At 44.5% G+C, this 26,496-nt stretch carries 27 protein-coding genes and 1 riboswitch; of the genes, 13 read left to right on the top strand and 14 right to left on the bottom strand.

What is annotated here, in order from left to right; all coding sequences use genetic code 11:
* Nucleotides 1–366 precede the first annotated feature (366 nt).
* Nucleotides 367–1,881 (top strand): succinyl-CoA:acetate CoA-transferase ScpC, encoded by a 1,515-nt coding sequence (scpC, locus tag IRE19_RS08945; protein ID WP_203340105.1) that lies wholly within the window; start codon nucleotides 367–369, stop codon nucleotides 1,879–1,881.
* Nucleotides 1,882–1,942: 61 nt separating this feature from the next.
* Here scpC and IRE19_RS08940 read toward each other — a convergent pair whose 3' ends face one another.
* Nucleotides 1,943–2,413, bottom strand: coding sequence for a VOC family protein (locus IRE19_RS08940; protein WP_203340104.1), 471 nt, complete (start codon nucleotides 2,411–2,413; stop codon nucleotides 1,943–1,945).
* 155 nt (nucleotides 2,414–2,568) lie between these two features.
* Between IRE19_RS08940 and rlmN the strand changes: the two genes are divergently transcribed.
* From rlmN to IRE19_RS08900, 8 genes are all read left to right on the top strand, one after another.
* Entirely contained in the window at nucleotides 2,569–3,642 is a 1,074-nt protein-coding gene (gene rlmN / locus IRE19_RS08935; protein ID WP_191714865.1) for a dual-specificity RNA methyltransferase RlmN, read from the top strand.
* Between the two features lie 184 nt (nucleotides 3,643–3,826).
* Entirely contained in the window at nucleotides 3,827–4,951 is a 1,125-nt protein-coding gene (locus IRE19_RS08930; protein ID WP_203340103.1) for a sn-glycerol-3-phosphate ABC transporter ATP-binding protein UgpC, read from the top strand.
* A 22-nt stretch (nucleotides 4,952–4,973) separates the two neighbouring features.
* A riboswitch (TPP riboswitch) is annotated at nucleotides 4,974–5,077 on the top strand.
* A gap of 122 nt (nucleotides 5,078–5,199) precedes the next feature.
* A complete protein-coding gene (gene tenA / locus IRE19_RS08925; RefSeq protein ID WP_203340102.1) occupies nucleotides 5,200–5,883 on the top strand; it encodes a thiaminase II in 684 nt (227 codons plus the stop codon).
* Between the two features lies 1 nt (nucleotide 5,884).
* Nucleotides 5,885–6,670, top strand: coding sequence for a hydroxyethylthiazole kinase (gene thiM / locus IRE19_RS08920; protein WP_203340101.1), 786 nt, complete (start codon nucleotides 5,885–5,887; stop codon nucleotides 6,668–6,670).
* Nucleotides 6,667–7,512 carry a bifunctional hydroxymethylpyrimidine kinase/phosphomethylpyrimidine kinase gene (gene thiD, locus IRE19_RS08915; RefSeq protein ID WP_203340100.1) on the top strand — a complete coding sequence of 282 codons (846 nt, stop codon included), beginning with the start codon at nucleotides 6,667–6,669 and terminating at the stop codon, nucleotides 7,510–7,512. Before thiM ends, thiD begins: the two co-directional genes overlap by 4 nt.
* Entirely contained in the window at nucleotides 7,496–8,149 is a 654-nt protein-coding gene (thiE, locus tag IRE19_RS08910; protein ID WP_284700310.1) for a thiamine phosphate synthase, read from the top strand. The genes thiD and thiE overlap by 17 nt, the downstream gene beginning before the upstream one ends.
* Nucleotides 8,146–8,631, top strand: a complete 486-nt coding sequence (thiW, locus tag IRE19_RS08905; RefSeq protein WP_203340099.1) for an energy coupling factor transporter S component ThiW — start codon at nucleotides 8,146–8,148, stop codon at nucleotides 8,629–8,631. The genes thiE and thiW overlap by 4 nt, the downstream gene beginning before the upstream one ends.
* An 89-nt stretch (nucleotides 8,632–8,720) precedes the next feature.
* Entirely contained in the window at nucleotides 8,721–9,548 is an 828-nt protein-coding gene (locus tag IRE19_RS08900) for a YkuS family protein (protein WP_203340098.1), read from the top strand.
* 69 nt (nucleotides 9,549–9,617) lie between these two features.
* On the opposite strand, the gene IRE19_RS08895 is transcribed toward IRE19_RS08900, so the two are convergent.
* The gene (locus IRE19_RS08895) at nucleotides 9,618–10,895 is read right to left on the bottom strand and encodes an MFS transporter (protein ID WP_203340097.1); all 1,278 of its coding nucleotides are present in this window, start codon (nucleotides 10,893–10,895) and stop codon (nucleotides 9,618–9,620) included.
* 365 nt (nucleotides 10,896–11,260) lie between these two features.
* Here IRE19_RS08895 and IRE19_RS08890 point away from each other — a divergent pair, with 365 nt between their 5' ends.
* Nucleotides 11,261–12,016, top strand: a complete 756-nt coding sequence (locus tag IRE19_RS08890) for an exodeoxyribonuclease III (protein WP_203340096.1) — start codon at nucleotides 11,261–11,263, stop codon at nucleotides 12,014–12,016.
* Nucleotides 12,017–12,085: 69 nt separating this feature from the next.
* Here the strand turns inward: IRE19_RS08890 and IRE19_RS08885 are convergent, their stop codons facing one another.
* The gene (locus IRE19_RS08885; protein WP_203340095.1) at nucleotides 12,086–13,273 is read right to left on the bottom strand and encodes a CDP-glycerol glycerophosphotransferase family protein; all 1,188 of its coding nucleotides are present in this window, start codon (nucleotides 13,271–13,273) and stop codon (nucleotides 12,086–12,088) included.
* A gap of 174 nt (nucleotides 13,274–13,447) precedes the next feature.
* Here IRE19_RS08885 and IRE19_RS08880 point away from each other — a divergent pair, with 174 nt between their 5' ends.
* The gene (locus tag IRE19_RS08880) at nucleotides 13,448–15,070 is read left to right on the top strand and encodes a catalase (RefSeq protein WP_238943157.1); all 1,623 of its coding nucleotides are present in this window, start codon (nucleotides 13,448–13,450) and stop codon (nucleotides 15,068–15,070) included.
* 59 nt (nucleotides 15,071–15,129) lie between these two features.
* Here the strand turns inward: IRE19_RS08880 and IRE19_RS08875 are convergent, their stop codons facing one another.
* From IRE19_RS08875 to IRE19_RS08830, 10 genes are all read right to left on the bottom strand, one after another.
* Nucleotides 15,130–15,831, bottom strand: a complete 702-nt coding sequence (locus IRE19_RS08875; RefSeq protein ID WP_203340094.1) for a P-II family nitrogen regulator — start codon at nucleotides 15,829–15,831, stop codon at nucleotides 15,130–15,132.
* A complete protein-coding gene (locus IRE19_RS08870; RefSeq protein WP_203340093.1) occupies nucleotides 15,821–16,558 on the bottom strand; it encodes a DUF1538 family protein in 738 nt (245 codons plus the stop codon). Before IRE19_RS08870 ends, IRE19_RS08875 begins: the two co-directional genes overlap by 11 nt.
* Entirely contained in the window at nucleotides 16,555–17,250 is a 696-nt protein-coding gene (locus tag IRE19_RS08865; protein WP_203340092.1) for a DUF1538 domain-containing protein, read from the bottom strand. Before IRE19_RS08865 ends, IRE19_RS08870 begins: the two co-directional genes overlap by 4 nt.
* A 139-nt stretch (nucleotides 17,251–17,389) precedes the next feature.
* Nucleotides 17,390–17,740 carry a Na+/H+ antiporter subunit G gene (locus IRE19_RS08860; protein ID WP_191714879.1) on the bottom strand — a complete coding sequence of 117 codons (351 nt, stop codon included), beginning with the start codon at nucleotides 17,738–17,740 and terminating at the stop codon, nucleotides 17,390–17,392.
* A complete protein-coding gene (locus tag IRE19_RS08855; RefSeq protein ID WP_191714880.1) occupies nucleotides 17,718–18,002 on the bottom strand; it encodes a Na(+)/H(+) antiporter subunit F1 in 285 nt (94 codons plus the stop codon). Before IRE19_RS08855 ends, IRE19_RS08860 begins: the two co-directional genes overlap by 23 nt.
* On the bottom strand, nucleotides 17,999–18,484 hold the full coding sequence (locus tag IRE19_RS08850; RefSeq protein ID WP_191714881.1) for a Na+/H+ antiporter subunit E: 486 nt from the start codon (nucleotides 18,482–18,484) through the stop codon (nucleotides 17,999–18,001). The genes IRE19_RS08855 and IRE19_RS08850 overlap by 4 nt, the downstream gene beginning before the upstream one ends.
* 30 nt (nucleotides 18,485–18,514) lie before the next feature.
* Nucleotides 18,515–19,999: a Na+/H+ antiporter subunit D gene (locus IRE19_RS08845; protein ID WP_203340397.1), complete on the bottom strand. Its 1,485-nt coding sequence runs from the start codon at nucleotides 19,997–19,999 to the stop codon at nucleotides 18,515–18,517.
* Nucleotides 19,992–20,330, bottom strand: coding sequence for a Na(+)/H(+) antiporter subunit C (locus tag IRE19_RS08840; protein ID WP_203340091.1), 339 nt, complete (start codon nucleotides 20,328–20,330; stop codon nucleotides 19,992–19,994). The genes IRE19_RS08845 and IRE19_RS08840 overlap by 8 nt, the downstream gene beginning before the upstream one ends.
* 3 nt (nucleotides 20,331–20,333) lie before the next feature.
* Complete coding sequence (locus tag IRE19_RS08835) at nucleotides 20,334–20,756, bottom strand: monovalent cation/H+ antiporter subunit B (RefSeq protein ID WP_203340090.1); 423 nt, start codon at nucleotides 20,754–20,756, stop codon at nucleotides 20,334–20,336.
* Nucleotides 20,743–23,145 carry a Na+/H+ antiporter subunit A gene (locus tag IRE19_RS08830; protein ID WP_203340089.1) on the bottom strand — a complete coding sequence of 801 codons (2,403 nt, stop codon included), beginning with the start codon at nucleotides 23,143–23,145 and terminating at the stop codon, nucleotides 20,743–20,745. Before IRE19_RS08830 ends, IRE19_RS08835 begins: the two co-directional genes overlap by 14 nt.
* A 318-nt stretch (nucleotides 23,146–23,463) precedes the next feature.
* Here IRE19_RS08830 and IRE19_RS08825 point away from each other — a divergent pair, with 318 nt between their 5' ends.
* Together IRE19_RS08825 and IRE19_RS08820 are read left to right on the top strand one after the other, a co-directional pair.
* On the top strand, nucleotides 23,464–24,156 hold the full coding sequence (locus tag IRE19_RS08825) for a universal stress protein (RefSeq protein WP_203340088.1): 693 nt from the start codon (nucleotides 23,464–23,466) through the stop codon (nucleotides 24,154–24,156).
* Between the two features lie 60 nt (nucleotides 24,157–24,216).
* Nucleotides 24,217–24,855, top strand: coding sequence for a pentapeptide repeat-containing protein (locus IRE19_RS08820; RefSeq protein WP_203340087.1), 639 nt, complete (start codon nucleotides 24,217–24,219; stop codon nucleotides 24,853–24,855).
* Between the two features lie 139 nt (nucleotides 24,856–24,994).
* Here the strand turns inward: IRE19_RS08820 and IRE19_RS08815 are convergent, their stop codons facing one another.
* Nucleotides 24,995–26,491 (bottom strand): peptide MFS transporter, encoded by a 1,497-nt coding sequence (locus tag IRE19_RS08815; protein ID WP_203340086.1) that lies wholly within the window; start codon nucleotides 26,489–26,491, stop codon nucleotides 24,995–24,997.
* Nucleotides 26,492–26,496: the final 5 nt, after the last annotated feature.

The following is a 26,496-nucleotide window of genomic DNA, read 5'->3' as shown; positions in this document are numbered from 1 at the left end:
AGCAATGGCGTCCCTTAGCGGCGCTTTTTTTTATGCGTGCAGTAAAAGGCTTGAGAACACCAATGTTTAAATTACGGATAATTAAGAAAATATCGTTTTTTAAAGGTCCGATTTGAACCTTTTTAATAAAATGCTGCTTCAGACATTCCTTTCTCTGCTTCGCGTCATTAAACTCTTTTCCAATCTTCAAAGCTCAATAACCTGTCAAAACAAGTTAAAATTATCTAATAATTAAGTTGTTAATAGATAATGAAAAACTATACCCTTTTTTGCACGAATCGCGATTTTTAACTGAGCGACCGCTCATGAAAACGCTTTATCAATTAAATATTATTGAAAACTAAAAATTGAAAGAGAGTGATTAGCATGGAAAAGAAACTTTCACGCATTAAAGCGGAACAATTACAGGATCGAGTAGTTACAGCAGATGAGGCAGCTTCATGGATCCAGGATGGCATGACTCTTGGACTTAGTGGATTCACGCGCGCAGGAGACGTTAAAGCGATTCCTCAGGCATTGGTTAAGCGTTCAGAAACTGAAAGTTTTAAAGTAAATGTCTTTACAGGCGCTTCTTTAGGTTCAGACACTGACCATATCTTTGCAGAAGCAGGAATTGTCAATAAGCGTTTGCCATTCCAGGCAGAGCCGGCAATGCGCAAAAAAATAAACGAAGGCGAAATGCTATTTGTGGATCACCATCTTTCCCATACAGCGGAATGGATCCGTACGGGCGTTACTGAGGCAATCGATTTTGCAATCATCGAAGCATTGTCCATTACAGCAGACGGCATGATCATTCCGACGACTTCTGTAGGAAACAACGCAATCTTTGCAAAGCATGCTAAAAACATCATCGTTGAAATCAACATGGCACAGCCTGAACGGTTTGAAGGCCTTCATGACATTTACGATACTGGCAAACAAGGCGAACGCTCGCCGATTCCATTGACAGAAGCGGATCAGCGCATCGGCACTATCGGAATTCCGATTGATTTGGAAAAAGTGAGAGGCATTGTTTTCACTGACCAGTTGGATTCACCATCAAACATCTTGCCTCCAGACGAAGAAACGAAAATCATGGCCGATCATTTGCTTGAATTCCTGCGCTCAGAAATCCGTGCAGGCCGTTTAACAGAGAAATTAGCTCCTCTGCAATCCGGAGTTGGATCTGTAGCGAATGCTGTTTTGCACGGCATGATCGATTCTGAATTTGAAGACTTGGAAGTATACTCGGAAGTCCTTCAGGACGCAGTCTTCGATTTGATCGATGCAGGGAAAGTCAGCTTTGCTTCTTGCTGTTCCATGACTTTGTCGGAACCGAAAATGAACCAGGTTTTTGCTGATTTTGAAAACTATCGCGACAAAATCGTGATGCGCCCTCAGGAAATCTCAAACCACCCTGAATTGATTCGCCGACTCGGCTTGATTTCAATCAACACGGCTTTGGAGTTTGATATGTACGGAAACGTCAACTCGACACACGTATCCGGTACGAAAATGATGAACGGCATCGGCGGTTCAGGTGATTTCGCACGGAATGCACGTCTGGCGATTTTTGTAACCAAATCAGTTGCTAAAGGCGGAAATATCTCAAGCGTAGTACCGTTTGTTTCTCACGTAGACCACACAGAACATGACGTAGATGTAGTCGTAACAGAGCAGGGCTATGCAGATCTTCGCGGCTTGGCACCACGTGAACGTGTGGAAGTCATTCTGGCAAATTGTGTACATCCAACTTACCGCGCTCAACTTCGCGAGTACTATGACGAAGCATTAACACGTGGCGGACAAACACCGCATGTGTTGGAAAAAGCTTTCTCATGGCACGCTGACTTGGCGAAAAACGGCACAATGCTCCAGAAAAAAGAGCAATTGGTGTAAGAAAAGCGGAAGCTGCCACATCAATCAAAAAACCAGGTCGCTTAAAAGCGCCTGGTTTTTATTATTGATTTCCATAAATTTCAGAAGTACTGCGCGTGTATAATTCAATGATGTGGCCAAAAGGGTCTTCAGCATAAACCAGGTAATGAGGTTTGCCTTTATTGACATTCCATATTTTGCTGCGTTGCTTGCCGCCATACTGGACAGCTTTTTCAATGGTCCCAACCAGATCATCGACAACCAGGCAAATGTGAAAAAATCCGGCATGAGGTGAATAAGATTCGTTGTAGTATGTAGGATCCTGAAATTCAAACAGCTCAATGCCAACGCCACCAGAAGACATCAAGTGGACATTTCGCATTTTTTTCAATTCCTCCCCCTGCAAATCCAATGTCATGGCACTCGGGTTTTCATCTGCTGCATTAAAGTTGAAGGGACCTGCCAATATATAAAAATCAAATACTTTCCTGTACCAGTCGATGGCCTGATCCAAATCTGGAACCGCCAGTCCTACATGGGTAATCGCACTCATGAAACCCACTCCTTTCTATCTTTCTGTACCCAGAGAAAAGGGAAAGTAAGCAGTTATTTATAACAGAGTTTTCTGTCTAAATAAAAATAGTTGTTGTCAAGCGTTATTTTTAGTATTATAATAAGCAATTGTGAAATTTGAAATGAGGGTCTGAAATGAAAAATTCCATCTATGGATTAACGATAGAACAGTTAAAAGAATGGTTTTTAGAAAATGGCCAGAAAAAATACCGTGCTGAACAGGTATGGGACTGGTTGTATATTAAACGTGTCACCGAATTTGCAGAAATGAACAACCTTTCGAAGGATTGTATTCAATTGCTTGAAGATAATTTTACAATCCGTACATTGAAAGAGACAGTCAAACAGGAATCTGCGGATGGTACAATCAAGTTTCTTTTCCAGATGCAGGACGGCAACTTGATTGAAACGGTATTGATGCGCTTCAAATACGGAAATTCTGTTTGCGTAACGACGCAGGTCGGCTGTAACATCGGCTGCAGTTTCTGTGCCAGCGGACTTTTGAAAAAGAGCCGCGACTTAAACGCGGGCGAAATCGTTGAGCAGATCATGCAGGTACAAGCGCATTTTGATGCACAACAAAAAGATGAGCGTGTCAGCCATATCGTAGTAATGGGTATCGGAGAACCTTTCGATAACTACACAAATTTGATGGGCTTCCTGAATATCGTCAACTCGCAAAAAGGCTTGGCTATCGGTGCTCGCCATATTACCGTATCGACAAGCGGTATCGTGCCAAAAATCTACGATTATGCAGACGAAGGTTTGCAGGTTAACCTGGCGATCTCTATCCATGCGCCAACCAACGAATTGCGTACACGCATCATGAAGATCAACAAAGCGTACCCGATCGAGAAATTGATGGCGGCAATCGATTACTACTTGGAGAAATCCAACCGCCGCATCACGTTCGAGTATATTTTACTGCGTGATGTCAATGACCATGTGGAAGAGGCGAACCAACTGGCGAAACTGCTGGAAGACAAACGCCATCTGTCATACGTCAACTTGATTCCGTATAACTCAGTTGATGAGCATGACCAATATCAGCAGAGCACACCGGAAGCCATTTCTGCTTTCTATGATGCATTGAAGAAAAAAGGCATCAATTGTGGCGTACGCCATGAGCAAGGCGCCGACATTGACGCAGCTTGTGGACAATTGCGGAGCAAGCAGATCAAAAAAGAGAAAAAAGAAGTAACTGTATAATGCAATATAGAAAAGCGTTCCTGATAAATTTCAGGAACGCTTTTCTTATTGGTATGGAGGTGGAAATAGACTGAATGAAAGAGAATATATTAAAATAGTCCCTTTGCGTATCTTTATTTCTATTGGTAATTTAAAGATATTTAACTATAATCGAAGGAAAAGCGGTTAAAAAGGAGAATGCAAAGTGGTAGAGATCAAAATCGAAAAGCTCGGGAAAAGATACGATAATGGTGCTCTTGCTGTATCGGATTTTAACTTGAATATCCAGGATGAAGAGTTTATCGTCTTTGTCGGCCCGTCGGGATGCGGAAAATCTACTACTCTCCGGATGATTGCAGGCCTGGAAGAAATTACAGAAGGTGAGTTTTATATAGACGGCAAACTCATGAATGAAGTCCAGCCGAAAGAACGTGACATTGCGATGGTTTTCCAGAATTATGCCCTTTATCCGCATATGACCGTGTATGAAAATATAGCTTTTGGATTGCAGTTGCGAAAGTTCAAGAAAGCGGAAATCAAGCGGCGTGTCAATGAAGCCGCCGTTATTCTGGGATTGGAAGATTATTTGGACAGAAAACCGAAAGCATTGTCAGGCGGGCAGCGGCAGCGTGTGGCTCTTGGGCGTGCCATTGTGCGTGACGCTAAAGTCTTCTTGATGGATGAGCCTTTATCCAACCTGGATGCGAAACTGCGGGTACAGATGCGTGCCGAAATCGTTAAGTTGCACAGACGGTTGAAAACCACAACTATTTATGTAACTCACGACCAGACTGAGGCCATGACGATGGCTTCTCGAATCGTGATTATGAAAGATGGGCTGATTCAGCAGGTCGGCTCTCCGAAAGAAGTCTACGATTTTCCGGAAAATCGCTTTGTAGGCGGCTTTATCGGTTCTCCTGCCATGAACTTTTTTGAAGGGAGAATTGATAAGGGGCGTTATGTGATGGGTGACAAAATGTTGGATATTCCACCGCAGATGATGGAAATGCTGAAAAATGAAGGCTATGAAGGAAAATCAGTTACGTTGGGAATCCGGCCGGAACATATTCATGTAAACAATGAAGATTTGTCGAATATTCCAACCAGTGAGTTTGAAGCAGTCATCACAGTTTCTGAACTGACAGGAGCAGAAACGATTCTTCATGCGGTTTATGCCGAACAAGAATTCATTGCTCGCGTAGAAGCTACAACGACTATCGAGCCGGGCCATACGGCAACGCTTGCATTTGATATGGCTCATGTTCATTTTTTTGATGATGAAACAGGAAATCGAATAAAAGCTGTAGAATTTTCTGAATCTATGCTATAGTGATTTCGAAAACACAAATAAAAAACACCACTAGGGGAGCCGGATATCGGCTGAGACGAGCATAAGCTTGGACCCTTTGAACCTGATCTGGATCATACCAGCGGAGGGAAGTGGCGACCGTCTGCTATTTTCCTTCTACAATTGCAAACGCCGCTTCCCTTTGCCGGGAAGCGGCGTTTTTATTTTGTGAAAAAAAGTTGCAAGTGGCTGGCCCCTTGCAACTGGATAAAGAAAAGGGAGATGGAGAAATGACATTTTGCAAAGAAGTAAGAAAAGAATGCGACAGCCTATGGCAGGCAAGTTTTGATCATCCGTTTGTGAAAGGCATAGCAGATGGAACCTTGCCAATTGATAGATTCCGTTTTTATGTTATGCAGGATGCCTATTATTTATCGCATTTTGCAAAAGTGCAGGCGATTGGCGCATCAAAGGCCAAGGATCTGGAAACGACACAACGTTTTGCATTTCATTCTGCACATACTTGCAGTGCTGAGCTGACATTGCATGAATCGTTCATGGGAATTTTGGAAGTTACTGAAGAAGAATGGATGACCTTTGAACCATCTCCAACTGCATATGCCTATGTTTCGCATATGTATCGTTCGTCAGAAGGCGATCTGGCTGATGTGTTGGCCTCTATTCTGCCTTGTTACTGGCTTTACTTTGAAATCGGGGAGCGTTTGAAACATGCCAAGCCGGACCACGCTATTTACAACCGGTGGATTGAAACTTACGGTTCTGATGAGTTCGCTTCACTTGTCAATGAACAGATTTCGCGAATGGACAAGCTGGCGGAAGGGCTGCCGGAAATACGGAGGCAGGAACTGAAAAATCATTTCCGGAAAAGCAGCTACTATGAATGGAATTTCTGGGAACAGGCATGGAAAAAAGAATCCTGGGCATTAGAGTCTATTAAGGAAGTAGGTGTGTGACATGTTCAGCCAAATAAAACGTGAAAATCCGCTGATCCATTGCATCACCAATCATGTAGTATCGAATTTTCAAGCCAATGGCCTGTTGGCAATCGGGGCTTCTCCGATCATGGGAGAAGCGCCTGAAGAAGCAGCTGAACTTGCCGCTTTGGCGCAGGCCTTGTCATTGAATATCGGAACCTTGCATGCAGAATCGTTGAAAAGCATGCTGATCGCCGGAGAGGCGGCCAACCGACTGGGCATTCCTGTCGTACTGGATCCGGTTGGGGCAGGAGCAAGCAATTTCCGGAAGAAGGCTGTAAAAGAAATTTTGGACCTGATTGACGTTAGCGTTCTTCGGTGCAATGCAGGAGAGCTTGCAGCGGTAGCGGGGGAACAATGGCAGTCGAAAGGTGTGGACGCAGGAGAAGGGCTTCTGGACGTCGGGGAGCTTGCTGTCACCACAGCGAAAAGATTTAACTTAGTGGTAGCGGTCACTGGAAAAACGGATATTGTCACTGATGGAAAATACGTGATTGAAATTCCTTTTGGAGATCCGATCATGGCTTCGATTACCGGTACGGGTTGTTTGCTTAGCAGCATTGTGGCTGCTGCGATGGCAGTCCGGCCAGAAGACCCTGTAAAGACTGTCAGCAACGCATTGCGTTTTTATGCAATCGCCGGTCAGCAGGCTGCGAAATCAACGAGTCTTCCGGGAGATTTTCAAGCGGCTTTCATCAATCGTTTGGCCAGCCTGACGGACAGCGATGTGGAAGAACAGATCTATTTGCAGGAGGGATTACGATGAGCAAAATTCCGCAGACTTTAACAATTGCCGGATCGGATTCCGGAGGAGGTGCGGGCATCCAGGCAGATCTGAAAACGTTTCAGGAACTGGGAGTTTACGGAACGTCTGTCGTCACCGCCGTGACTGCTCAAAACACGACAGGAGTCAACGCCATTTATCCCATGTCTGCCCAAGCCGTGCAAACGCAATTAGAAGCTGTCGGCAGCGATTTTAAAATAACCGCTTTAAAAACGGGCATGTTGTTCAATTCGGAAATTATTAAAGAAACTGCTGCCGCGATTCAGCGATTCAACTGGAGGAATGTGGTTGTGGACCCGGTGATGATCGCCAAAGGAGGAGCCAATTTACTGCAGCAGGAAGCAGTGGAAGCATTAAAACACCATTTGTTGCCTGTGGCTTTACTGGTCACCCCAAACATCCCGGAAGCAGAAGTGCTGACAGGCATCTCCATTACAGATGTCTCGAGCCGCCGCCTGGCTGCTGAAAAGATTATGGCATTGGGAGCAAAGTCCGTCGTCATTAAAGGCGGTCACGGAACAGATCCGGAGTACGCTGAAGATTACTTGCTGCAGACGAATGGAGAATCGTTAGTATACCGCTCAGCACGAATTGCGACTGGACAGACTCATGGCACGGGTTGCACGTTTGCAGCAGCAGTGACCGCACAGCTGGCTAAAGGGCAGGGTCTGGAGGATGCAATCCACGTAGCTAAGCAATTTATTCAGGCTGCAATCAGCGCACCTTTGAATATCGGGTCTGGACATGGCCCAACCAATCATGCTGCGTATAAAAAAGCATTGGCCGAAAGCAAGGAGGCGGCGAATATTGAAATTTTCCGATAAGCCCTCCATTTATTTTATTATGGGATCCAGGAATTCAGGAGAGCGAAATCCTTTTGTGGTATTGGAAGCGGCGTTGGAAGGTGGAATCAACCATTTTCAGCTGCGCGAAAAAGGTGAGGGCGCATTATCGGGCACTGAATTGCTGGCGTTTGCTTTGCATTGCCAACTATTATGCAACGCTTACAAGGTTCCCTTCATTATTAATGATTCAGTCGAGCTGGCCTGCCAAATTGGAGCAGACGGTGTACACATCGGGCAGGATGATCTAAGCGCCTCCCAGGCACGCAAACTAATCGGCAAGGAGAAAGTCTTGGGCGTCTCTGTCCATTCTTTAGAAGAAGCGAGAAAAGCTATGGAGGATGGTGCCGATTACGTCGGGATGGGCCCGATATTTGGGACAACTTCAAAAGCTGATGCAAAAAAGCCAGCAGGTGTTGAAGGGATTCTGGCAGTCAAAAAAGAATTTCCTGAATTGCCGGTAGTGGGCATCGGAGGCATCACTGCTGAAAATGCAGGTCTTGTATGGGCGGCGGGAGTTTCTGGAGTTGCTGTCATCTCAACAATAACTGAAGCGAAGGATATTGCGGGGCAGGTTGCTGCCTTACAAGCTGCCAATAAAGAAGGTGTTCGAAAATGAAAACTAGAAAACTGGTTCTGATGGCGATGTTTGTCGCTATTGGAGTGGCTGGTTCCGCTTTTGTTTATTTTCCCGCTGGAATTGCCCGTGCATATCCCATTCAGCATGCCATCAATGTCATCGCTGCAGTTCTTTTTGGGCCGGGTCCAGCGATCCTGATCGCTTTTTTGACAGGTGTCGTCCGAATTTTGACCGGTACCGGGTCGTTGCTGGCTTTTCCAGGCGGGATGATTGGAGCGTTGTTGGCGGGGCTGATGTATGCGAAGTTCGGGAAAATCTGGTTAGCAGGTTTAGGGGAAGTAGTGGGTACTGGAATCATCGCATCTTTAGTTGCGGTGCCCTATGCGCGGATTTTGCTGGGTACTGAATTTGGCGCTTTGTTTTTTGTGCCGCCCTTTTTCATTTCCAGTTTGACCGGTGCCATTTTAGGAGGCGTATTGGCAATGCGCCTTGCGAAAGCTAATCCTTTAAAAGTATGGTGAAAATCTCGGAATTTTCTTGCAGGTGTTTATAAATTCTTAATTGAGGGGAAACAGTGCAATATAGACTTTTAAAAGGGAGTGGACAGATTATGGTGAAAATTGCAGTTGAACATCCATTTACATCAGTACGTGAAGCATTGGAGAAAAAAGGATATCAGGCAGAAATGCTTGAAGACAAATCAGATTCAACCGACTATGACGTCATTGTTGTGAGAGATCAGGAAGATTTAGCTGATTATCATATGAGTGTATCACTTGTTGAAGCTAAAGGACGGACCTTATATGAAATCGTGGAAGAGGTGGAAGAGCGCCTCGTACGTGGCGGCAAAATCCAATCTCCACAGCCTACTGAAGCTGAACGCAAGGAAAGCGGCGGAGGCGGTGGTTTCTTAGCCGGTGCAGCAACAGGCGTAGTTATCGGAGCAGCAGCTGGGCTATTATTCGCACCGAAGAGCGGGAAAGAGCTTCAAGAAATCGTTAAAGAAAAAACAGCCAGCTCGAAAGATCCGAACGCTGAAAGTTCAGGCGGTAAATTGGATCAAGTGAAAGAAAAGGCCAACCAATTGAAAGATAAAACAAGTGGCCTTACCGATAAAGCAAAAGAAACAACATCTGGAATTACAGAGAAAGCTAAAGGTAAAGCTGATGAGTTGAAAGCGAAACGTGTAGAAAAACAAGAAGAAAAAGAATTGAAGAAACAAGAAAAAGTGATTGAAAAAGAAGTGAAAGAGCAGGAAAAGGCTCAAAAGGAACATGAAAAAGCTGAAAAAGCTGTAGAAAAAGAAATCAAAAAAGCTGACAAGGAAGCCGACAAAGAAAAAAGCGGCATCGAAGTCGTTGAATTAGGCGATGCATCTGTCGAAAAAGACAGCACTGGCAGCGTAACTGTAAAAGCTGAAGACAAAAACAAAAAATAACATTATAAAAGGTGTCCGCCAGATGGATTGGCGGGCACCTTTTTGCGTTTGTTCGAACACGTTGCTTTTTTACTCAGGAGCAACTTTGTCTATTGGTTCATGGGGCGTCGGTTCTGGTACGCGGGAAAGGACGACAAGGCCGATCACAAACAAGATGACTAGGCTGAATACACCCATGCTCGAGTTGCCGGTCACTTGTGAAGTGACAGCTACAAGCAAAGGTCCTGTGATTGCAGCAAACTTTCCGAAGATATTATAAAAGCCGAAGAATTCATTGGAATTCTCTTTAGGCACCAGTTTTCCGAAGTATGAACGGCTGAGTGCTTGGATGCCGCCTTGGCTGGTGGCCACAAGCATTGCCAAAATCCAGAAATCCGTAATGGTTTCCAAGAAGAAGGCATAAATACAGACGACGATATACACGCAGATTCCTACGTACAGCATTTTTTTGCCGGTAAATCGATTTGCCAAACGGCCATAGAGAATAGCGAAGGGAGCGGCCACCACCTGGGTGACAAACAGGACAATCAAGAGGCTTGTTGCACTTAGCCCCAAGTCAGTGCCGTAAGCCGTTGACAGGGAAATGATCGTCCCGACGCCATCGATGTAAAAGAAGTAGGCAATCAGAAACAGGAACAACGCCCGGTACTGACGGATTTCCTTTATGGTTTTTCCAAGCCGTTTAAAGCTCTGGTGAACAGGATTGGGTTCGCGTTCGATATAGTGAAGCTGTTTGACATGGCGGAACATCGGCAGTGAAAAACAAACCCACCAGACTGCTGTAATGAGAAAGGCGATACGGCTCGCGACGGTGGCCGAAATTGGCAGCACTCCATTTTGAGCCAGTAAAATGATGGCGATCGACAGGATAAATGGAATGGTGGATCCAATGTAACCGAGTCCATAGCCGAATGCCGAAACACTGTTCATCCGTTTTTCTGTGGTTACATCTACAATGAAAGCATCGTAGAACAAATTGGCGCCAGTAGCACCAAGAGCTGCAAAAACGTAACAAATCAGCATCAATAACCAATTGTCGCTTGGTACAAACGCTAACAAGGCGGTGGAAATAGTGCCCAACAGGAAAAAGGCAGTGAAAAACTTTTTCTTCATGCCCTGGTAATCGGCGATAGTTCCGAGTATGGGTCCAATCATCGCCAAAATAAATGTAAAAATCGCAATGGTGTATCCTAAATAAGCCGTTGAATCAGATAAACTCACACCGGCTTCAGTGGCTGATGCTTTGTAATAAATCGGAAAAACTGCTGTCGTAATGATGATGGAATAAGCAGAACTTCCCCAATCGTATAAAGCCCAACTTTTCTCTTCTTTTGAGAATTTTTTCATCGCCCTATCCCCTTTGTCCCGCTTTGGCAATCAATAGTCTAAAACCATGAACTCCACTTTCCTCTGTCAGATAACTTTATCCCGCTTTAACGGACAGTAAGACTCCCGCTTCTACAAGCAGGAGTTCCAGTGAACGTAAAAGTCTAATTGCATCAACTAACAATCAGTAGGGGATTAAGCCCCCACTGATTGAAGTTTCTCTTTATTGTACAAGAAGACAATAAAAAATGATGCAGAATATTTAAGGAAATACAGAAATTTTACATTTCGAACGGATTATTTTGAAAACAGAAACCCTATCGCATTTGTTGAGTCCTATTTAAGCTTGCATTAAACTTATAGAGAAGAAGAAAGAGGGATATGTTTTGAAGTTAATTTCGTGGAACGTCAACGGCCTTCGCGCAGTCATGAAAAAAGGCTTTATGGATTTTTTCGCTGAAGCAGATGCCGATGTTTTTTGCCTGCAGGAAATTAAACTGCAGGAAGGCCAGATAGAGATGGATTTGCCGGGATATTATACATATTGGAATTATGCACATAAAAAAGGCTATTCCGGAACCGCAATTTTTACAAAACAAAAGCCGTTATCGGTCCAATATGGCCTTGGGTCTGAAGAACATGATACGGAAGGGCGAATGATTGCGTTGGAATTCGAAGACTATTATGTGGTGAATGTCTATACTCCGAATTCTCAGCATGGTCTGCTCCGGCTGGATTACCGTTTGTTGTGGGAAGATGCTATTTTGTCATTTGTGAAAACCCTGGATGCTCACAAACCTGTTGTATTGTGTGGGGATTTGAATGTGGCCCATGAAGAAATCGATTTAAAAAATCCGAAAGCCAATAAGAAAAATTCAGGATTTACACCTGAAGAACGCGGGAAAATGACACAGTTTTTAGCGAGTGGTTTTGTAGATACATTCCGTCATTTTCATCCGGAAGAAACGGGTTTTTATTCATGGTGGTCGTACAGATCAAATTGCCGTGAAAAGAATATAGGGTGGAGAATCGATTATTTTATCGCCTCCCAAAAATTGCTGCCGAATTTATGCAGTGCAAAAATCCACGCAGATGTTTGGGGCTCGGATCATTGTCCCGTTGAATTGAAAATGGAACTATAAAAAACACACTCGATTTCCGAGTGTGTTTTTTACAATTAAAAGCATTCAGAATAGTTTCACGTGAAACTATTAAAGCCCCATAACGCGCTGTGTAAGGCGTTTGCAATTGTCTTGGTCAAAATAATCGATATAGTCGCTCGCCTTTGGATACCATTCATTGTAAGTGATTTTTTCTTCAATAATTTTCTTCAGGTATTCATAAACATGATCGATTGAATCCGCTTTGTAACCGTATAAATCACTGTCCAGATTCAAGTAAGTCCCTCTTTTTTCGAGGTATTCCTGCTGATCGAACATATAGAAGATAATCGGTTTATTGAGGTAGAGAAAATCCCAGGAGACACTGGTGATATCCGTCAAAAGCATGTCATTATGGTCGATTGAATACTCAATGGTTTCCTGATTGAAATCCAAAAACTTGATGCCGTGTTCATTGTCTGTCAGGCCTGTAAAGTAACCTTCGAACTTTTTCATAAAAGGATGCAAGGCAATATTCAGGTGGAGATTGTGGTCGGTAAGCAGTTGCTGGATGCCTTCATGCTTCAATAAACCTGTGGTGTTCTTAAAATAGGGACTGTCGATAAATTCTTCTTTTGTCAGATCAAATAGCCACTCACGCCACGTCATCATCATTAGGATATTCTTAACTTCTTTGGATGGTTGGTTTGGCGGATACCGATCAAATCGCGGAAATCCGGTGATGATCAGTTTCTTTTCGGGAATCTTCCATTTGTTGAGTTTCAGTTCATATTCATACTGGGAAGCACAGTTGAAGTAATCCGTGCGTTTCAACAATGGTACATCTTCTTTTTGGATCAGGATTTTCTTGAACCCTTCAATTCCATGACTGACATGAGTAATGACTGTTTTTCGGTTGAGAAACAGAAACTTGTCAGCTGAAGGAACGATGTCGTAAAGAAGAGAGTGGCCATGGAATGTATAATCAGCCTGGAAAAACAGCAAATAGTTTTTAAAACTGCCCAGTGGAACGGCATTTTCAATTTTTTGGTTTTTCGCATAAGAAGTTTTTGGATCATACATCCAATAGGCGGTTACCTGTTCTTTATGGTTATTCAATAAGTACTTATGATAAACCGCAGCATTATCTTCATACTTTTCACCGAGGTTTCCTCCGACCAAGGCAATTTTCTTCCCGCTTTTTTTCTTTGTGAACAAAGAGAGGAGATATGCGGCTGAGACTTTTGAAAATACTTTCAAAGGATCCCATCTCCCTTTTTCTTTTAATTCTACACTCATCTAAAAGCCCTGCTTTCTACTAGTTGTCATTACATTAGTTTTTCATACAACGCTGTTTTTGTCTATCTCCAGTTAATAAACTAATAATTTCGATTACTTTCTAAATAAGGTGTTTATTTTTAAAGAGAAATGGGAAAAGTATTAGGTGATAGTACATTGCAGAGGAGGATATTCATGAAGGAAAATAATGAAGAGTTAAAGAAGAAAATGGGTACAGGCGAAAATGAAGAATCGTTGACAGACCGTCAAGGCCATCCGATTAGAGATAATCAGAATATGCGGACTGTCGGTAACCGTGGCCCTGCTACACTTGAAAATTATCATTTCATTGAAAAAATCTCGCATTTCGACCGTGAAGAGATTCCGGAGCGAATTGTCCATGCGCGTGGCGCTGGTGCATTTGGTTATTTTGAAACTTATGGTAAAGTCGGCGATGAGCCGGTAGAAAAATATACACGCGCTAAAGTATTTTCAGGTGCGGGGAAACAGACGCCGTTGATGGTACGTTTCTCAACAGTGGCAGGATCAAGACATTCTCCGGAAACTGACCGCGATCCTCGTGGGTTCGCCGTTAAAATGTATACGGAAGACGGCAACTGGGATTTGGTCGGAAACAACCTTAAAATATTCTTTATCCGTGATGCAATGAAATTCCCGGATATGATTCATGCCTTTAAAACTGACCCAGCATCGAATATTGCTGATCCGCAGCGGATGTTCGATTTTGTTGCCCGTTCTCCGGAAGCAACGCATATGATTACGTTCCTGTTTTCACCATGGGGCATCCCGGCAACGTACCGCCATATGCAGGGATCTGGAGTAAATACGTACAAATGGGTCAACGAAAAAGGTGAAGCCGTATTGGTCAAATACCATTGGGAGCCGAAACAAGGCATCCGTAACTTGACTCAAAAAGAAGCTTCTGAAATCCAGGCGGAAAATGTCGGACATGCAACGCAAGACCTTTATGAAGCCATTGAAAACGGAGATTATCCGGAATGGGAGTTGTTCGTTCAAATTATGAGCGACGATGAGCATCCGGAATTGGATTTTGATCCGTTGGATGATACAAAATTATGGCCGCAGGATAAATTCCCGTTCCTTCCAGTCGGAAAAATGGTGCTGGACCGCAATCCGGTCGATTACCATGCTGAAATTGAACAAGCAGCGTTCGGTACAGGAGTTCTTGTAGACGGTTTGGATTTCTCTGACGATAAAATGCTGCAAGGTCGGACTTTCTCTTACTCCGATACACAGCGTTACCGCGTTGGAGCCAACTACTTGAAACTTCCGGTTAATGCTCCTAAGAAGCGTGTCGCAACCAATCAGCAGCGAGGGGCGATGGATGTGAAAAATCCTTATGAAAACCCTTCAAATCCATCTATTAACTATGAACCATCTGTTCTCGGTGGATACAAAGAAGCGGATTCGAGCGAAACGCCTGCTCACGAACCGGCATATAACGCAAAAGTAGTATCAGCGCCAATCGATCGCACCAACAATTACGGGCAAGCGGGTGAAACATACCGCAGCTTTGAGGATTGGGAGCGCGATGAACTGATCAACAATTTGGGTGATGCGTTATCGGTCTGTGATCCTCGCATCCAGGAAGAGATGATCCATCACTTCACACAGGCGGATGAAGACTATGGCCGCCGTGTACGTGAGAATATGGAAGAGAAGATGAAAGCGAATGAAGAAATGAAAAAATCTGGACCGAAAGTATATGGTCAGCCTGCTGCCAATAAGGTGGCACAAGGTGCAGCTGCAAAAGGCCACGAAGCAAAACCATATTAAAATTCATCAAAAAACCGGTAGCCCTCAGTGGCTTACCGGTTTTTAAATGGAACTATTCTTCACTGATTCTTGTTCCTCAAAGAGGAGTGGTTGACCCCAAACACTTTTTCGACATCTATCAGAAAAGCAATGCCTTTGCCGGGAGCATTGAGATCGACAGCCTGCTCGATGCTTTCGACGACTTGTTCTGCATAACTGCTTGGAACAAGTGTTAAGACAACGTCCTTTTCTGGATCAATTGTGAAATTCATGAACTTTTGCTGTTCATTGACTCCTGTACCGCGTCCGTTTATTATTGTTCCGCCTTCCGCCCCTGCTTTTGAAGCGGCTTTAACCACTTTTGAAGAATCTCCTGAATTGACAATGGTAACAATTAATTGAAAATCCTTCAGTTCTGATTCCAATTCTGAAGCACCTCTCTTTCTTTTGCGGTCATCCTGGCGTTGAGATAAATGCGGCACGCCCAGTAATTTGCTTAAATGAACGGTGAAACCTAATCCATATCCTGGTTTCCCGAGTTTTCCCGCTTCATTGACTGCTTCTGCAACCGCTTTTTCATTGTCTCCATCCAATGCGAAAAAAATCACATCTTTTTCATGGGTAGCCGGGAGGCCAAGAAATGTAGGTTTTTCATTTCTTCCGATTCCTTCGCCATAGACAATCGTTGCGCCATCGACCCCTGCTTTTTTAGCTGCCGCAATGACATCGCGTGAATGGCCTCTTTTGACAATCGCAATCATCAACCTATGATTAAGAATCATTCGCTTTCCCTCCGCCTTTCTTAGTGAAAATCAGACCAAGTATCAATACTGCAATGATAGGTGTCAGGGCTACAAGTGCGATCATTCCAAATCCATCGGTTAAAGGATCGCTGCCTTCTATGGCAGTCGAAATGCCTACTGCCACAGCAACGACAAAAGTGACGGTCATTGGTCCGGTTGCCACGCCTCCCGAATCAAAAGCGATACCGATAAAAGTCTGGGTTGAAAAAAATACAAGGATGAATGCAAGCAAGTAGCCAGGAATGATGAAATACCATAACGACCAGCCGGTTAGAATTCTCAGCATGGACAAAGCGATGGATACGCCGACGCCTGTCGATAATGTATAAAGCATCATTTTACGGGAAATGTATCCGCCGGTCTCTTGGTCGACTTCATCTGTCATAATACTGACGGCCGGTTCGGCAAATGTGGCAGCGAATCCAAGAACAAAACCAATCGGAATCAGCAGCCATTTGTTATTCCAACTGCCAAGCGTTTCACCCATCATTGTCCCTACAGGCATAAATCCAACATGCACACCTTGAAGGAAAAAAGAAAGGCCGAAGAAAGCTAAAATAAAACCAATTCCTACCTGAAGTACGCGCTGCATCGGCAATTTAAGCATAAACACCTGGAAGGCTGCGAAAAATAACAAAAGAGGGAGAAGTGCCAAAGAGACTTCCAGCATCACGGTTGGAAAACCTTCGAAAACATGAATGTTCACCTGAACAACACCCCCAGCACCATAACAGCCAGAATCGGTCCAATGGATGCCAAGCCAATCAAGCCAAATTTCTCGCCAGAACTATCATCCTCTGAGCGCAATACAGAAGCAACACCAATGCCAAGTGCCAGAATAAATGGAACTGCCATCGGTCCGGTTGTAACTCCTCCGGAATCGAAGGAAATGGAAATGAAGGCCTCGGGGACAAATAAAGATAGCAGAAAGACTAAAGCGTAACCGCCGATGAGTAGATAATGGAGGGGAATTCTAAAGATGGTGCGGACCATGGCCAACGCCACAAAGATAGCCAGGCCGAGGGAGACGGATAGAATCAGAATTGCTGCACTTACAGCGCCTTCAGATACTTCATCAATTTGCTTCGCCAATACCCGGACATCGGGTTCCGCGACTGTAACGGCGATGCCCAGTAAGAAACCGGTTGCAATGATGAAGCCTGCTTTTTTTGTGCTGGGCAGCCTTCGTCCAATCATCTCACCGATAGGCAGAAGGCCAGCGTTGACACCGATCAAAAACAGGAAAAAACCGATACTGACAAAAAGAACACCGACAAGAAATTGAATCACTGCCTCGAAAGGCATTTTGATGAAAACGACCTGCAGAAGAATAACAACAATAGTAACCGGGAGGATGGCGGCAGCGACTTCTTTAAACGTATCTCTTACATTTTCCATCGAGAGTCTGTCCCCATTTCTGTTTTTTTACTCTTATTCCCTCCAGAAACAGCCGTAAACTTTTGCTTTATTAACAAAAAAAGAGCGATGCCCACTTTACTGGAGTGGCCATGCTCTTTTAGCATTAACGTAATTCTTGTTATTTCTTAAACAGTTCTTCCAATGCGTCTTCTGTAGAAGAGTCAGCCAATTTGACGTTTGAACGGTAAGCGGCCCTTGTGATCAGATGTCCCGCAACCGGTGCAGTCAAAAAGACAAAAATAATGCCCAGAATTAGCCGAACGCTGATAAAGTTTTCGGATGCCCAGAAATAGATGAATGTTCCCGACAGCGACAACAGCACGGCTAAAGTAGAACTTTTAGTAGCTGCATGTGAGCGGGTATAAACATCCGGCAACCGAAGGATACCGATTGCGCTGATCACCGCCATGATGCTCCCGATCAAAATAAGAAAAACGCCGAAGTACTCAACGATCGTGTTTATGTTCAACGATATCGCCCCTTTCAACAAAACGCGCTAACGCCAGTGTGCTGATGAATGCCAGAATTCCCACAATCAGTATGACTTCGAGAAATGCATGGGTGTTGAGGACAACAGAAAATACAGCGACTCCTGAAATCAGGTTAACGCCGATCATGTCCAGGGCCACAACGCGGTCGGGCATGGAAGGGCCGCGAATAATCCGATAGAGGGCGAGGATGATTGCCAATATGAATAGGGACAAGGCGATGGTCAGTATCGTATTAATCAATTTCTCGTCACCTCCATAATCGCTTTTTCAAATACCTTGATGGATTTCAGTACGGAATCCCGGGAACTTTCCACATCCATTGCATGGATATAGAAAACTTTTCCGTCCGGCGATACTTCCATCACCACGGAGCCGGGTGTCAATGTCAGCAGAAGGGCTAGTGTAGTCAATTCGTAATCGCCTTCCATACTATGTTCATAAGTAAAGATGCCGGGTTTTATATTCAGTTTCGGGCTGAGGATCTGTTTCATGATCAGCAAGCTGGATTGTGAAAGTTCCGAAATGAAAATCAGCAATAACTTAAGCGCGGAGAAGACGCGCAGTAAATAGAACTTGGTCCCAAAAAATCGGTGCATCAGAAAAAGGATTCCAATACCGATCAAATAACCGGTCAGAAAAGTCGTCGGATAAAAAGCGTCTTCATCCATCAGCAAGGTCCATAGAAAAGCAATGGTGATATTTAAGAGGAACTGAGCCGGCACTTTGATTCACTCCTTTCAATGATTAATAGATTACTGAATCAGCCCTAGAACCGCATCAATGTAAATCCCAGGATTCAGTAATGTTTCAGCTGCATCTGTGACATAGGGCGCCATGCCTTCGGTACCCAGACCAATGCCGATTGTCAAAAGGACAAGAGCCAGGCACGGCCATAAAACGCCTTTTCGCAATGGCGGTTGTTCTTCTTTACTGACGATGGTTTCACCCCAGAAGCAATTTTTGAAGACGCGAAGCAACGAGTAAAGAACGAAGATGCTGGAAAGGAGAGCCAGTGCCAGCAATACGTAAGAACCGCTATTGATTGCTGCGCCTGAAATCAGCACTTTCCCGATAAAACCGCTGAGTGGCGGGATTCCTGCAAGTGACAGCATGGTAACGAAGAAAGACCATCCCAATAATGGATAGTTCTTCATGAGTCCACTCATGCCCGCCATTTTAGAAGTTCCGCTTAGTGTGATCATGGTACCGACAAGCAGAAACAGCAAAGCTTTGGCGACCATATCATGGATCAGGTAGTAGATGGATCCTTCAATGGATGACGGAGTGGAAATCGCCAACCCAACCAATATGAACCCGACCGCAATAACCACGTTATAAGCCGCAATCGTGCGGATGTCGTTAAAGGCAATGGCCCCGAGGCTGCCGCCGATTAAAGTAAGTGCCGCCATGATGCCAATCAGCAGATGCGTAGTTTCCGGCTGATGATAAAAAATCAATGAGAATGTCCGGAAGAGGGCATAAATGCCAACCTTCGTCAATAACGCGCCGAAAAGAGCGGACGTCACAATAGGCGGTGAGCTATAGGATCCCGGTAGCCAGAAGTACAGAAGCAATCCGGCTTTTAAGCTGAAAACGATCAAAAAGACGATGCTGATAGTAGTCAGAAGAGGGGTTTGTCCTACTTCAGCAACCCGTTCAGCCACATGCGCCATGTTCAAAGTACCGACCGCTCCATAAAGGAAAGCCAGTGCGACAAGGAAGAACCAGGACGAAACGATATTGATCGAAACATACTTGATGGCTTCCCGCAGTTGGCGTTTGGAATTACCCAAAGTCAGCAGTACATAGGAAGACAGCAGCATGACTTCAAAGCAGACAAACAAGTTGAACAAATCGCCTGTCAAAAAAGAACCGTTGACACCGGCTATAAGAAACAGCACGGAAGGATAAAAATACATCGTCTGCAATTCTTTGCTAGTGGAGATTAAGGCATAGCTTAGGCAAATCGCCGTTACAATGCTGGAAGTCAGCACTAGCAGAACAGAAAAGGAATCGGCAACGAACAGAATGCCGAAGGGCGGCTCCCAACCGCCGAAATCCAAACGGAAAATCCCCTCGGTCTGGACTTTATGCAAAAGGTAAACTGAAATGCCTGATGTAACCAGCATACTGGCAATGCTGATCCACGCTTGGACTCGGCCGTACGTACGAAGGAAAATCAGCAATACACCCACAACAATCGGAAGCAGCATAGGAAGCACTAAGATATTATTCATCATCAGAACCTCTCATTGCGCTTAGATTGTCCGTTCCCAGTTCCTGATAGGCGCGGTAGGCAAGCACCAGGACAAACGCCGTCACCGCAAAACTGATGACAATGGCAGTTAAGATTAATGCCTGCGGCAATGCATCGACATAGGTTTCGGCTTCTTCGCCAAGCAACGGCACCGCTCCTAATTTAAGGCCGCCCATCGACAAGATCAACAGATGGACTGCGTGGGACAAAATCGCTGTCCCCAATATGACACGTACAATATTTTTGGATAATACAAGATAGATGGCGACCGTGGTAAGGACGCCGACCAAAATAATGATCAATGATTCCACAGGCTACTCATCCTCACTTATGCTAAGAATAATATTCACGACAACGCCGACTACAGTCAACGCGATGCCGGCTTCAAATACGGTGACGGTGGCAAGTTCGGTTTTGCCGAATATCGGCAAGTCGAAATAGCCGAAGCTTTGGCTTAAGAAAGCCCCGCCGAAAAACATCGGGGCTATTCCGCTGATCATTGCCAACAATACACCAAGTGCAGAGAGCTTCTTGAAATCGATGGGCAATGCTTCGCTGACAGTTTCCGAATCGTAGGATAAAAACATCAGCACAAATGCCGAAGCAATTACCAATCCGCCGATAAATCCGCCTCCCGGTTGATTGTGGCCGGAAAAGAACAAGTAAATGCCGAAAGTTAAAATAATCAAAACAACGGCTTTCGATACGGTTTTTAAAATCACATCATTGATGTTCATCTTTTCCCGACCCCTTTCCAACTTTTAAGCGGATCAATGTATAGACGCCAAGTCCGGCAATGAACAGAACAAGTGATTCCAGCATAGTATCAAAAGCGCGGAAATCGCCCAAAATGGCATTGACGATATTGTCTCCTCCTGCAAGTTCATAGGAATCTTCAAAGTACCCGGAGATGCTTTCGAACAACTCACCGCTGTTGACGGTCAAGCCGATCAATGTAACGGTCACTCCGCCACCGATGGCAATAAGTGCGTTCCGAATTTTTGTCCGTTTTGGAGAATCTTCTTTTTTCCATTCCGGCAAGAAATTAAAGCACAGCAGGAATAATGCGGTGGTCACCGTTTCGATGACCAATTGCGTCAATGCCAGATCCGGTGCGCGGAACAACACAAAGAAAATGGCGATGGAGAAGCCAAGCACACCATTCAGTAAAATAGCTGTCAAGCGGGACTTGGCAAATAAGATGCTGACTGCTGCAACTGCCATTACGGCTACAAGCATGCCCTCATAAATGCTGATGGGTGAATCGGCCATCAAATCCACGGATAACGCACCGGTGATAAGAAGGGCGCCGCCGGCTGTGGCAATAAAGAAAATGAAGATATAGGCAAAGTAAGCTGGCAAGTGGCCAGTCATATAATGGGTTGTGATCCAATTGGCGACTCTTTTCAAATCCTTCAAGAAAGAATTATAAAGCACAGTGAACGTCCAATCTGCAGGCTGCAGGCGGTAGATTTTAAACCAGCTGCGGAAAGTAAGGAAAAGAAGCGTCCCTACAATTACGATTCCCAACGTCATAAACAATTCAGTGTTAAAACCATGCCATGCCGAAATCTGAGGTGCTGCACCTGAAATTCCAGGGATTACACCGTTCAATGCCGGACGAAGCAGATAGTCCCCCAATAGATTAGGGGCGAAAAACAAACCGATAATCAATATACAAAGGATGGCAGGTGAAATGAGCATACCGATTGAGGGTTCTACAGGCTGTTTGTCCAGCTTTTTCAGCTGAGATGAACCGAAGAACGTGCGGAATACCAAAATCATGCAATAAACGAAAGTGAAGACCGAAGCGATCCAGGCAATAACAGGAATCAGCACGCCCCATGAAGAAACGCCGAAAACTGGGAGTCCGGCCGCATTGACCGTAGCTGTGAAAAACATTTCCTTGCTTAGGAAACCGTTGAAAAACGGCAGCCCCGCCATTGAAAAGCTGCCGATGACAGCAAATGTGAACGTGATCGGCAAGAAGGCCATCAGGCCGCCCAGACGTCGTATATCACGTGTGCCGACCTGGTGATCGATGATACCGACTGCCATGAAAAGTGCACCTTTAAATGTGGAATGGTTGACGAGGTGGAACAAGGCTGCAAAAATGGCTAAACCGTATAAAGCACCTTGTTCACCGTCGCCGAAATACATAGCTGCTGAGCCAAGTCCTAACAAGCTCATGATCAGGCCCAGTTGGCTGATCGTTGAATAAGCGAGCAAGGCTTTTAAGTCCGTCTGCCGGACGGCACAGAATGCCCCCCAGAATAAGGTGATAAGCCCGACAATGGTGATGGTCCAGAACCAGGAAGCGTTGCCGGCAAAAATCGGTGTAAAACGGGCAACTAGATAAAGCCCCGCCTTTACCATCGTGGCAGAATGCAGATAGGCACTGACCGGTGTCGGTGCTTCCATCGCATCCGGCAGCCAGATATGGAATGGGAATTGTGCTGATTTAGTGAATGCGCCAAGAAGCACTAAGAACATCGCCGGATAAAACAGCGCATGGTCTGTATACTGGCCGATGACAGCGATAATTTCCCGGATGCTGAAGGTGCCGGTCATGGAATGCAGCATCATGAATCCAGCAAGCATCCCCAATCCGCCAAATACAGTGATCAACAGAGATTTTTGTGCGCCGTAGCGCGAATTTTTGCGATGGTACCAGAAAGCAATCAGCAGGAAAGAAGAGATGCTGGTCAATTCCCAGAAGACATAGAGCACAAGGAGGTTATCAGATAGAACGACACCGAGCATAGCTCCCATGAATAGCAACAGATAAGCATAGAAATGCGGGAAGGAGTCGGATGGTGAAAGGTAGTAGATGGAGTAAAGAACGACTAGGCTCCCCATACCGGTTATCAGTAAAGCCAAAATCAAACTGAGTCCATCAAGATAAACGGTAAAGTTGATGCCTAATGAGGGAATCCAATTAGCTGTCTGGTTAAGGACTTCGCCAACTGAAATAGCAGGAATTTGCAAGGCGAAAATGATGAACAATGCAGTAGGTACCAGCAGAACGAGCCAGCCGATATGCAAACTGCCTATGCGATTATGTATAAGTGGAATCAAAGCGGTAGCAATGAAAGGAATTAAAATGGCGATAATCAATAAATACACGGCAGAACCTCCTTAAATGAGTTAAAAATCATTAATGAATGGAAAAATCGATGAGCGGGTATATAATAAGGGAAAAAGGTTTCGCTTTTCCTGCAATATGATATGATAAGGGCTCCCAAAGCAGTCAATGTAAATTATACAGGAAATCCGGGGATTTTTCATTTCTCAGCTAGCGCCAAAGTGAAAAGAGGAGAATTCTTTTTGAGAACTGTAGTTTGAATGTGTACAAAAGCCCTTGATTTTTTAAAATAGAAGAAGTATAATTTCATGGTTTTGAATTTCAGGATAGACATTATATTTTCAGGGGGGTGAACATAAATGAAAAAAATCAGAGGACGAATGGATGAAAGTATCCTGGTATGTGTGTTTTATGGTCCTAATGGCGAACGATTAATCAGCCGTGGCCATCGACTTGCCAGCATGCTTGATTGCCCGTTGTACATTTTAACGGTGGATCCGACATCTATCAACGAATTTGACGCTGAAAAGGCTTCTTATATTGAACGATGGAAAGAGCTTGCGGAAGAATACGAAGCTGAAGAGTTTATTGTTCGTGACAATGAAAAACGCCCCTCTGCAAAAGTGATTGCAGAAGTGGCTCATGAATTCAACATCACGCAAATTATCATTGGGCAAACTGCCAGAAGCAGATGGGAAGAAATCACAAAAGGATCATTCCTCAATATGCTGCTTCGCGAAATTCCATTTGTTGATCTGCATGTTGTCTCAGTGGCTCGCACAGTCAAAGGCGTTGAAGGGGACGAATTCGAGAAAGGCGTACGCTGCTACCTGGTGAAAGATGGGGACAGCTACAAAATCAACTTTACGCAATCGAAAAACTGTCAGATTGAAGGGATTTTCTTTAAAGAAATCGGTACTGATTTTGATAACGGGATCTTTAAATTCATGCATGACAATAAATTATATCAAGCGGAAGTGACAGACGACCGTATCGATTTGCCTGAAATTATTGACGCTTGCCTGGACAAAGAATTAGTGAAAAACAAATAGCTTAAACAAGGCTGCTTCGCCATCGAGGCAGTCTTTTCTTTGCTTAAAGGAGAATCATTAATGAAGAAAACCAAAAGGTTGACGCCGCTTATTCCGAAAGAGTTGGAAACCAGTTCTTTTTCAACAGCGTTAGATGATAATTACATAAGCAATTGCCGGATTTTGCCGGAAACCATCGACTTCGCCACGGAGGAAGCGCTTCATATCGACAAGGTGATTTTTGAAAACGTCAATTTTCTGGAGACAAGCTGGCCGCGCTCGGAATTTGTCGATGTCGTGTTTTTGAATTGCGATCTGTCAAATGCAGACTTGAGCCGTGCGGTTTTCCATCGGACTGAGTTCCGAAACTCCAAATTGCTTGGCGTTAATTTTGCGGAAGCAGGAATCCGCCACACTCTTTTCGAAGAATGCCTGATGAATTACGCGACCTTCGGCTTTACTTTATGCAACACCGTTTCTTTCATTTCCTCCTCGCTGCGTTTTGCAGATTTTTATCAAATGGAACTGAAAAACAGTGAATTCCAAATGTGTGAATTGAATGATGTCAATTTCACGGAAACCAGTCTTAAGGGCATCGACCTTAGCACGAATTCCTTCGAAAGCATTCAGGTTTCAATTGAAAAACTTCAAGGGTGCAAGGTGTCTCCAAATCAGGCGATCGCTTTTGCACGGCAAATGGGAATGATCATAGAAAACTAATATTATAGAAGAAACATGAAAAAATGCCCGGCAGTTTTAAGCTGCCGGGCATTTTTTTTGAAGCTTTTACAGGCGTTTAATAATTGTTAAAATGTCCAGCTTCCGTGCCTGGATTCGCCGGGCACGGAAGCTTTCCTTATTAACGGACGCCTTTCATGAATTGCTGAATACGTGGAGCGAAGATGAACAATAGGATACTGAGGGCGATAGAAGCTCCCCCGATGATTCCAAAGTACATCATTTCGTTTTCCACTGTATAGAATTTAACCAATTGTGCGTTGATTGCCTGCGCGGCAGCGTTGGATAGGAACCACAAACTCATTGTCTGAGCTGAGAAAGCAGCAGGCGCCAATTTGGTAGTTGCTGATAGTCCCACCGGAGATAGGCAAAGTTCACCTAGTACAACAATGAAATAACTCAAGACAAGCCAAAGGGGATTAACCAATGCTGCTGGTCCGCCAAAGTAGGCCGGTAATAGGATAACCAGGAACGATAAGCCGGCAAACAACAGGCCGAGTGAAAATTTCTGTGGAATAGACGGTTGTCTGCTTCCCAGTTTAACCCAGAGCCAAGCGAAAACCGGAGCCAGTGTAATGATGAATAAAGGATTCAAGGATTGGAACCAGGCAGGGGAAATAGTGATTCCTGCGAATTCAAGATCCGTACGCGTATCAGCGTAGGCGGCAAGAATAGTTGATCCTTGTTCCTGTATTGCCCAGAACATAACGGAGGCGATGAACAATGGAATATAAGCCAATAAATGTGAGCGTTCCACTTCTGTTGTTTTTTTGCTGCGGTACATAACCGTGAAATAAGCGATTGGAATCAAAATACCAAAGATACCGACAAGTGCAACGAAGCTGTTAAAAGTCAATAGACCTGTTGGAATTCCGATAGCGACTGCCGCTGCAATAATCACAGCAGCAATAGTGAAGATCAGAATTGTTGTTTTGCGTTCTGAAGGCAATAATGGGTTCGGTACAACTGTTCCAGCCAATCCAAGATTTTTCTTCTTTGTGGCGATAAAAATCACTAAACCAAGGAACATACCGACTGCTGCAATACTGAATCCTAGATGGAAGTTGATATCCATACCGACAGTACCGACGATTAAAGGCGCCAGGAAGCCACCCATATTAATACCCATATAGAAAATGCTGAAGCCAGCATCACGGCGGTCATCATTGTCTGCATAGATTTCACCGACAACACTCGAAACGTTCGGTTTCAATAACCCGGTACCAAGGACAATCAAGACCATGGAAACAAAGAACAAAGCGAGATTTCCTGGAATTGCAAGAGCGATATGCCCAAGCATGATCAGGATACCGCCATAAAATACAGCTTTCGAGGTTCCGAATATCCGGTCTGCCAGCCAGCCGCCGATAATTCCGGACATGTAAACAAGAGAACCGTAAATAGACATGATAGATAAAGCGGTTGTTTGATCAAGGCCGAGTCCGCCATCGGAAATTTCGTAGTACATATAGAAAACCAGAATGGCTCTCATCCCATAATAGGAGAACCTTTCCCAGAACTCAGTAAAGAATAGCGTAAAAAGTCCTTTAGGTTGACCAAAGAAGCCTTTTTGAGGAACGCTATCGACAATCTCTTGTCGAGAATATTTTTCAGACATTGCAC

It is taken from the genome of Planococcus beijingensis, assembly GCF_016820615.1.
In the GTDB taxonomy this organism is placed as follows: domain Bacteria; phylum Bacillota; class Bacilli; order Bacillales_A; family Planococcaceae; genus Planococcus; species Planococcus notacanthi.
The sequence above is the reverse complement of the archived record's forward strand: the minus strand, read 5'-3'. Positions and strand labels throughout refer to the sequence as shown.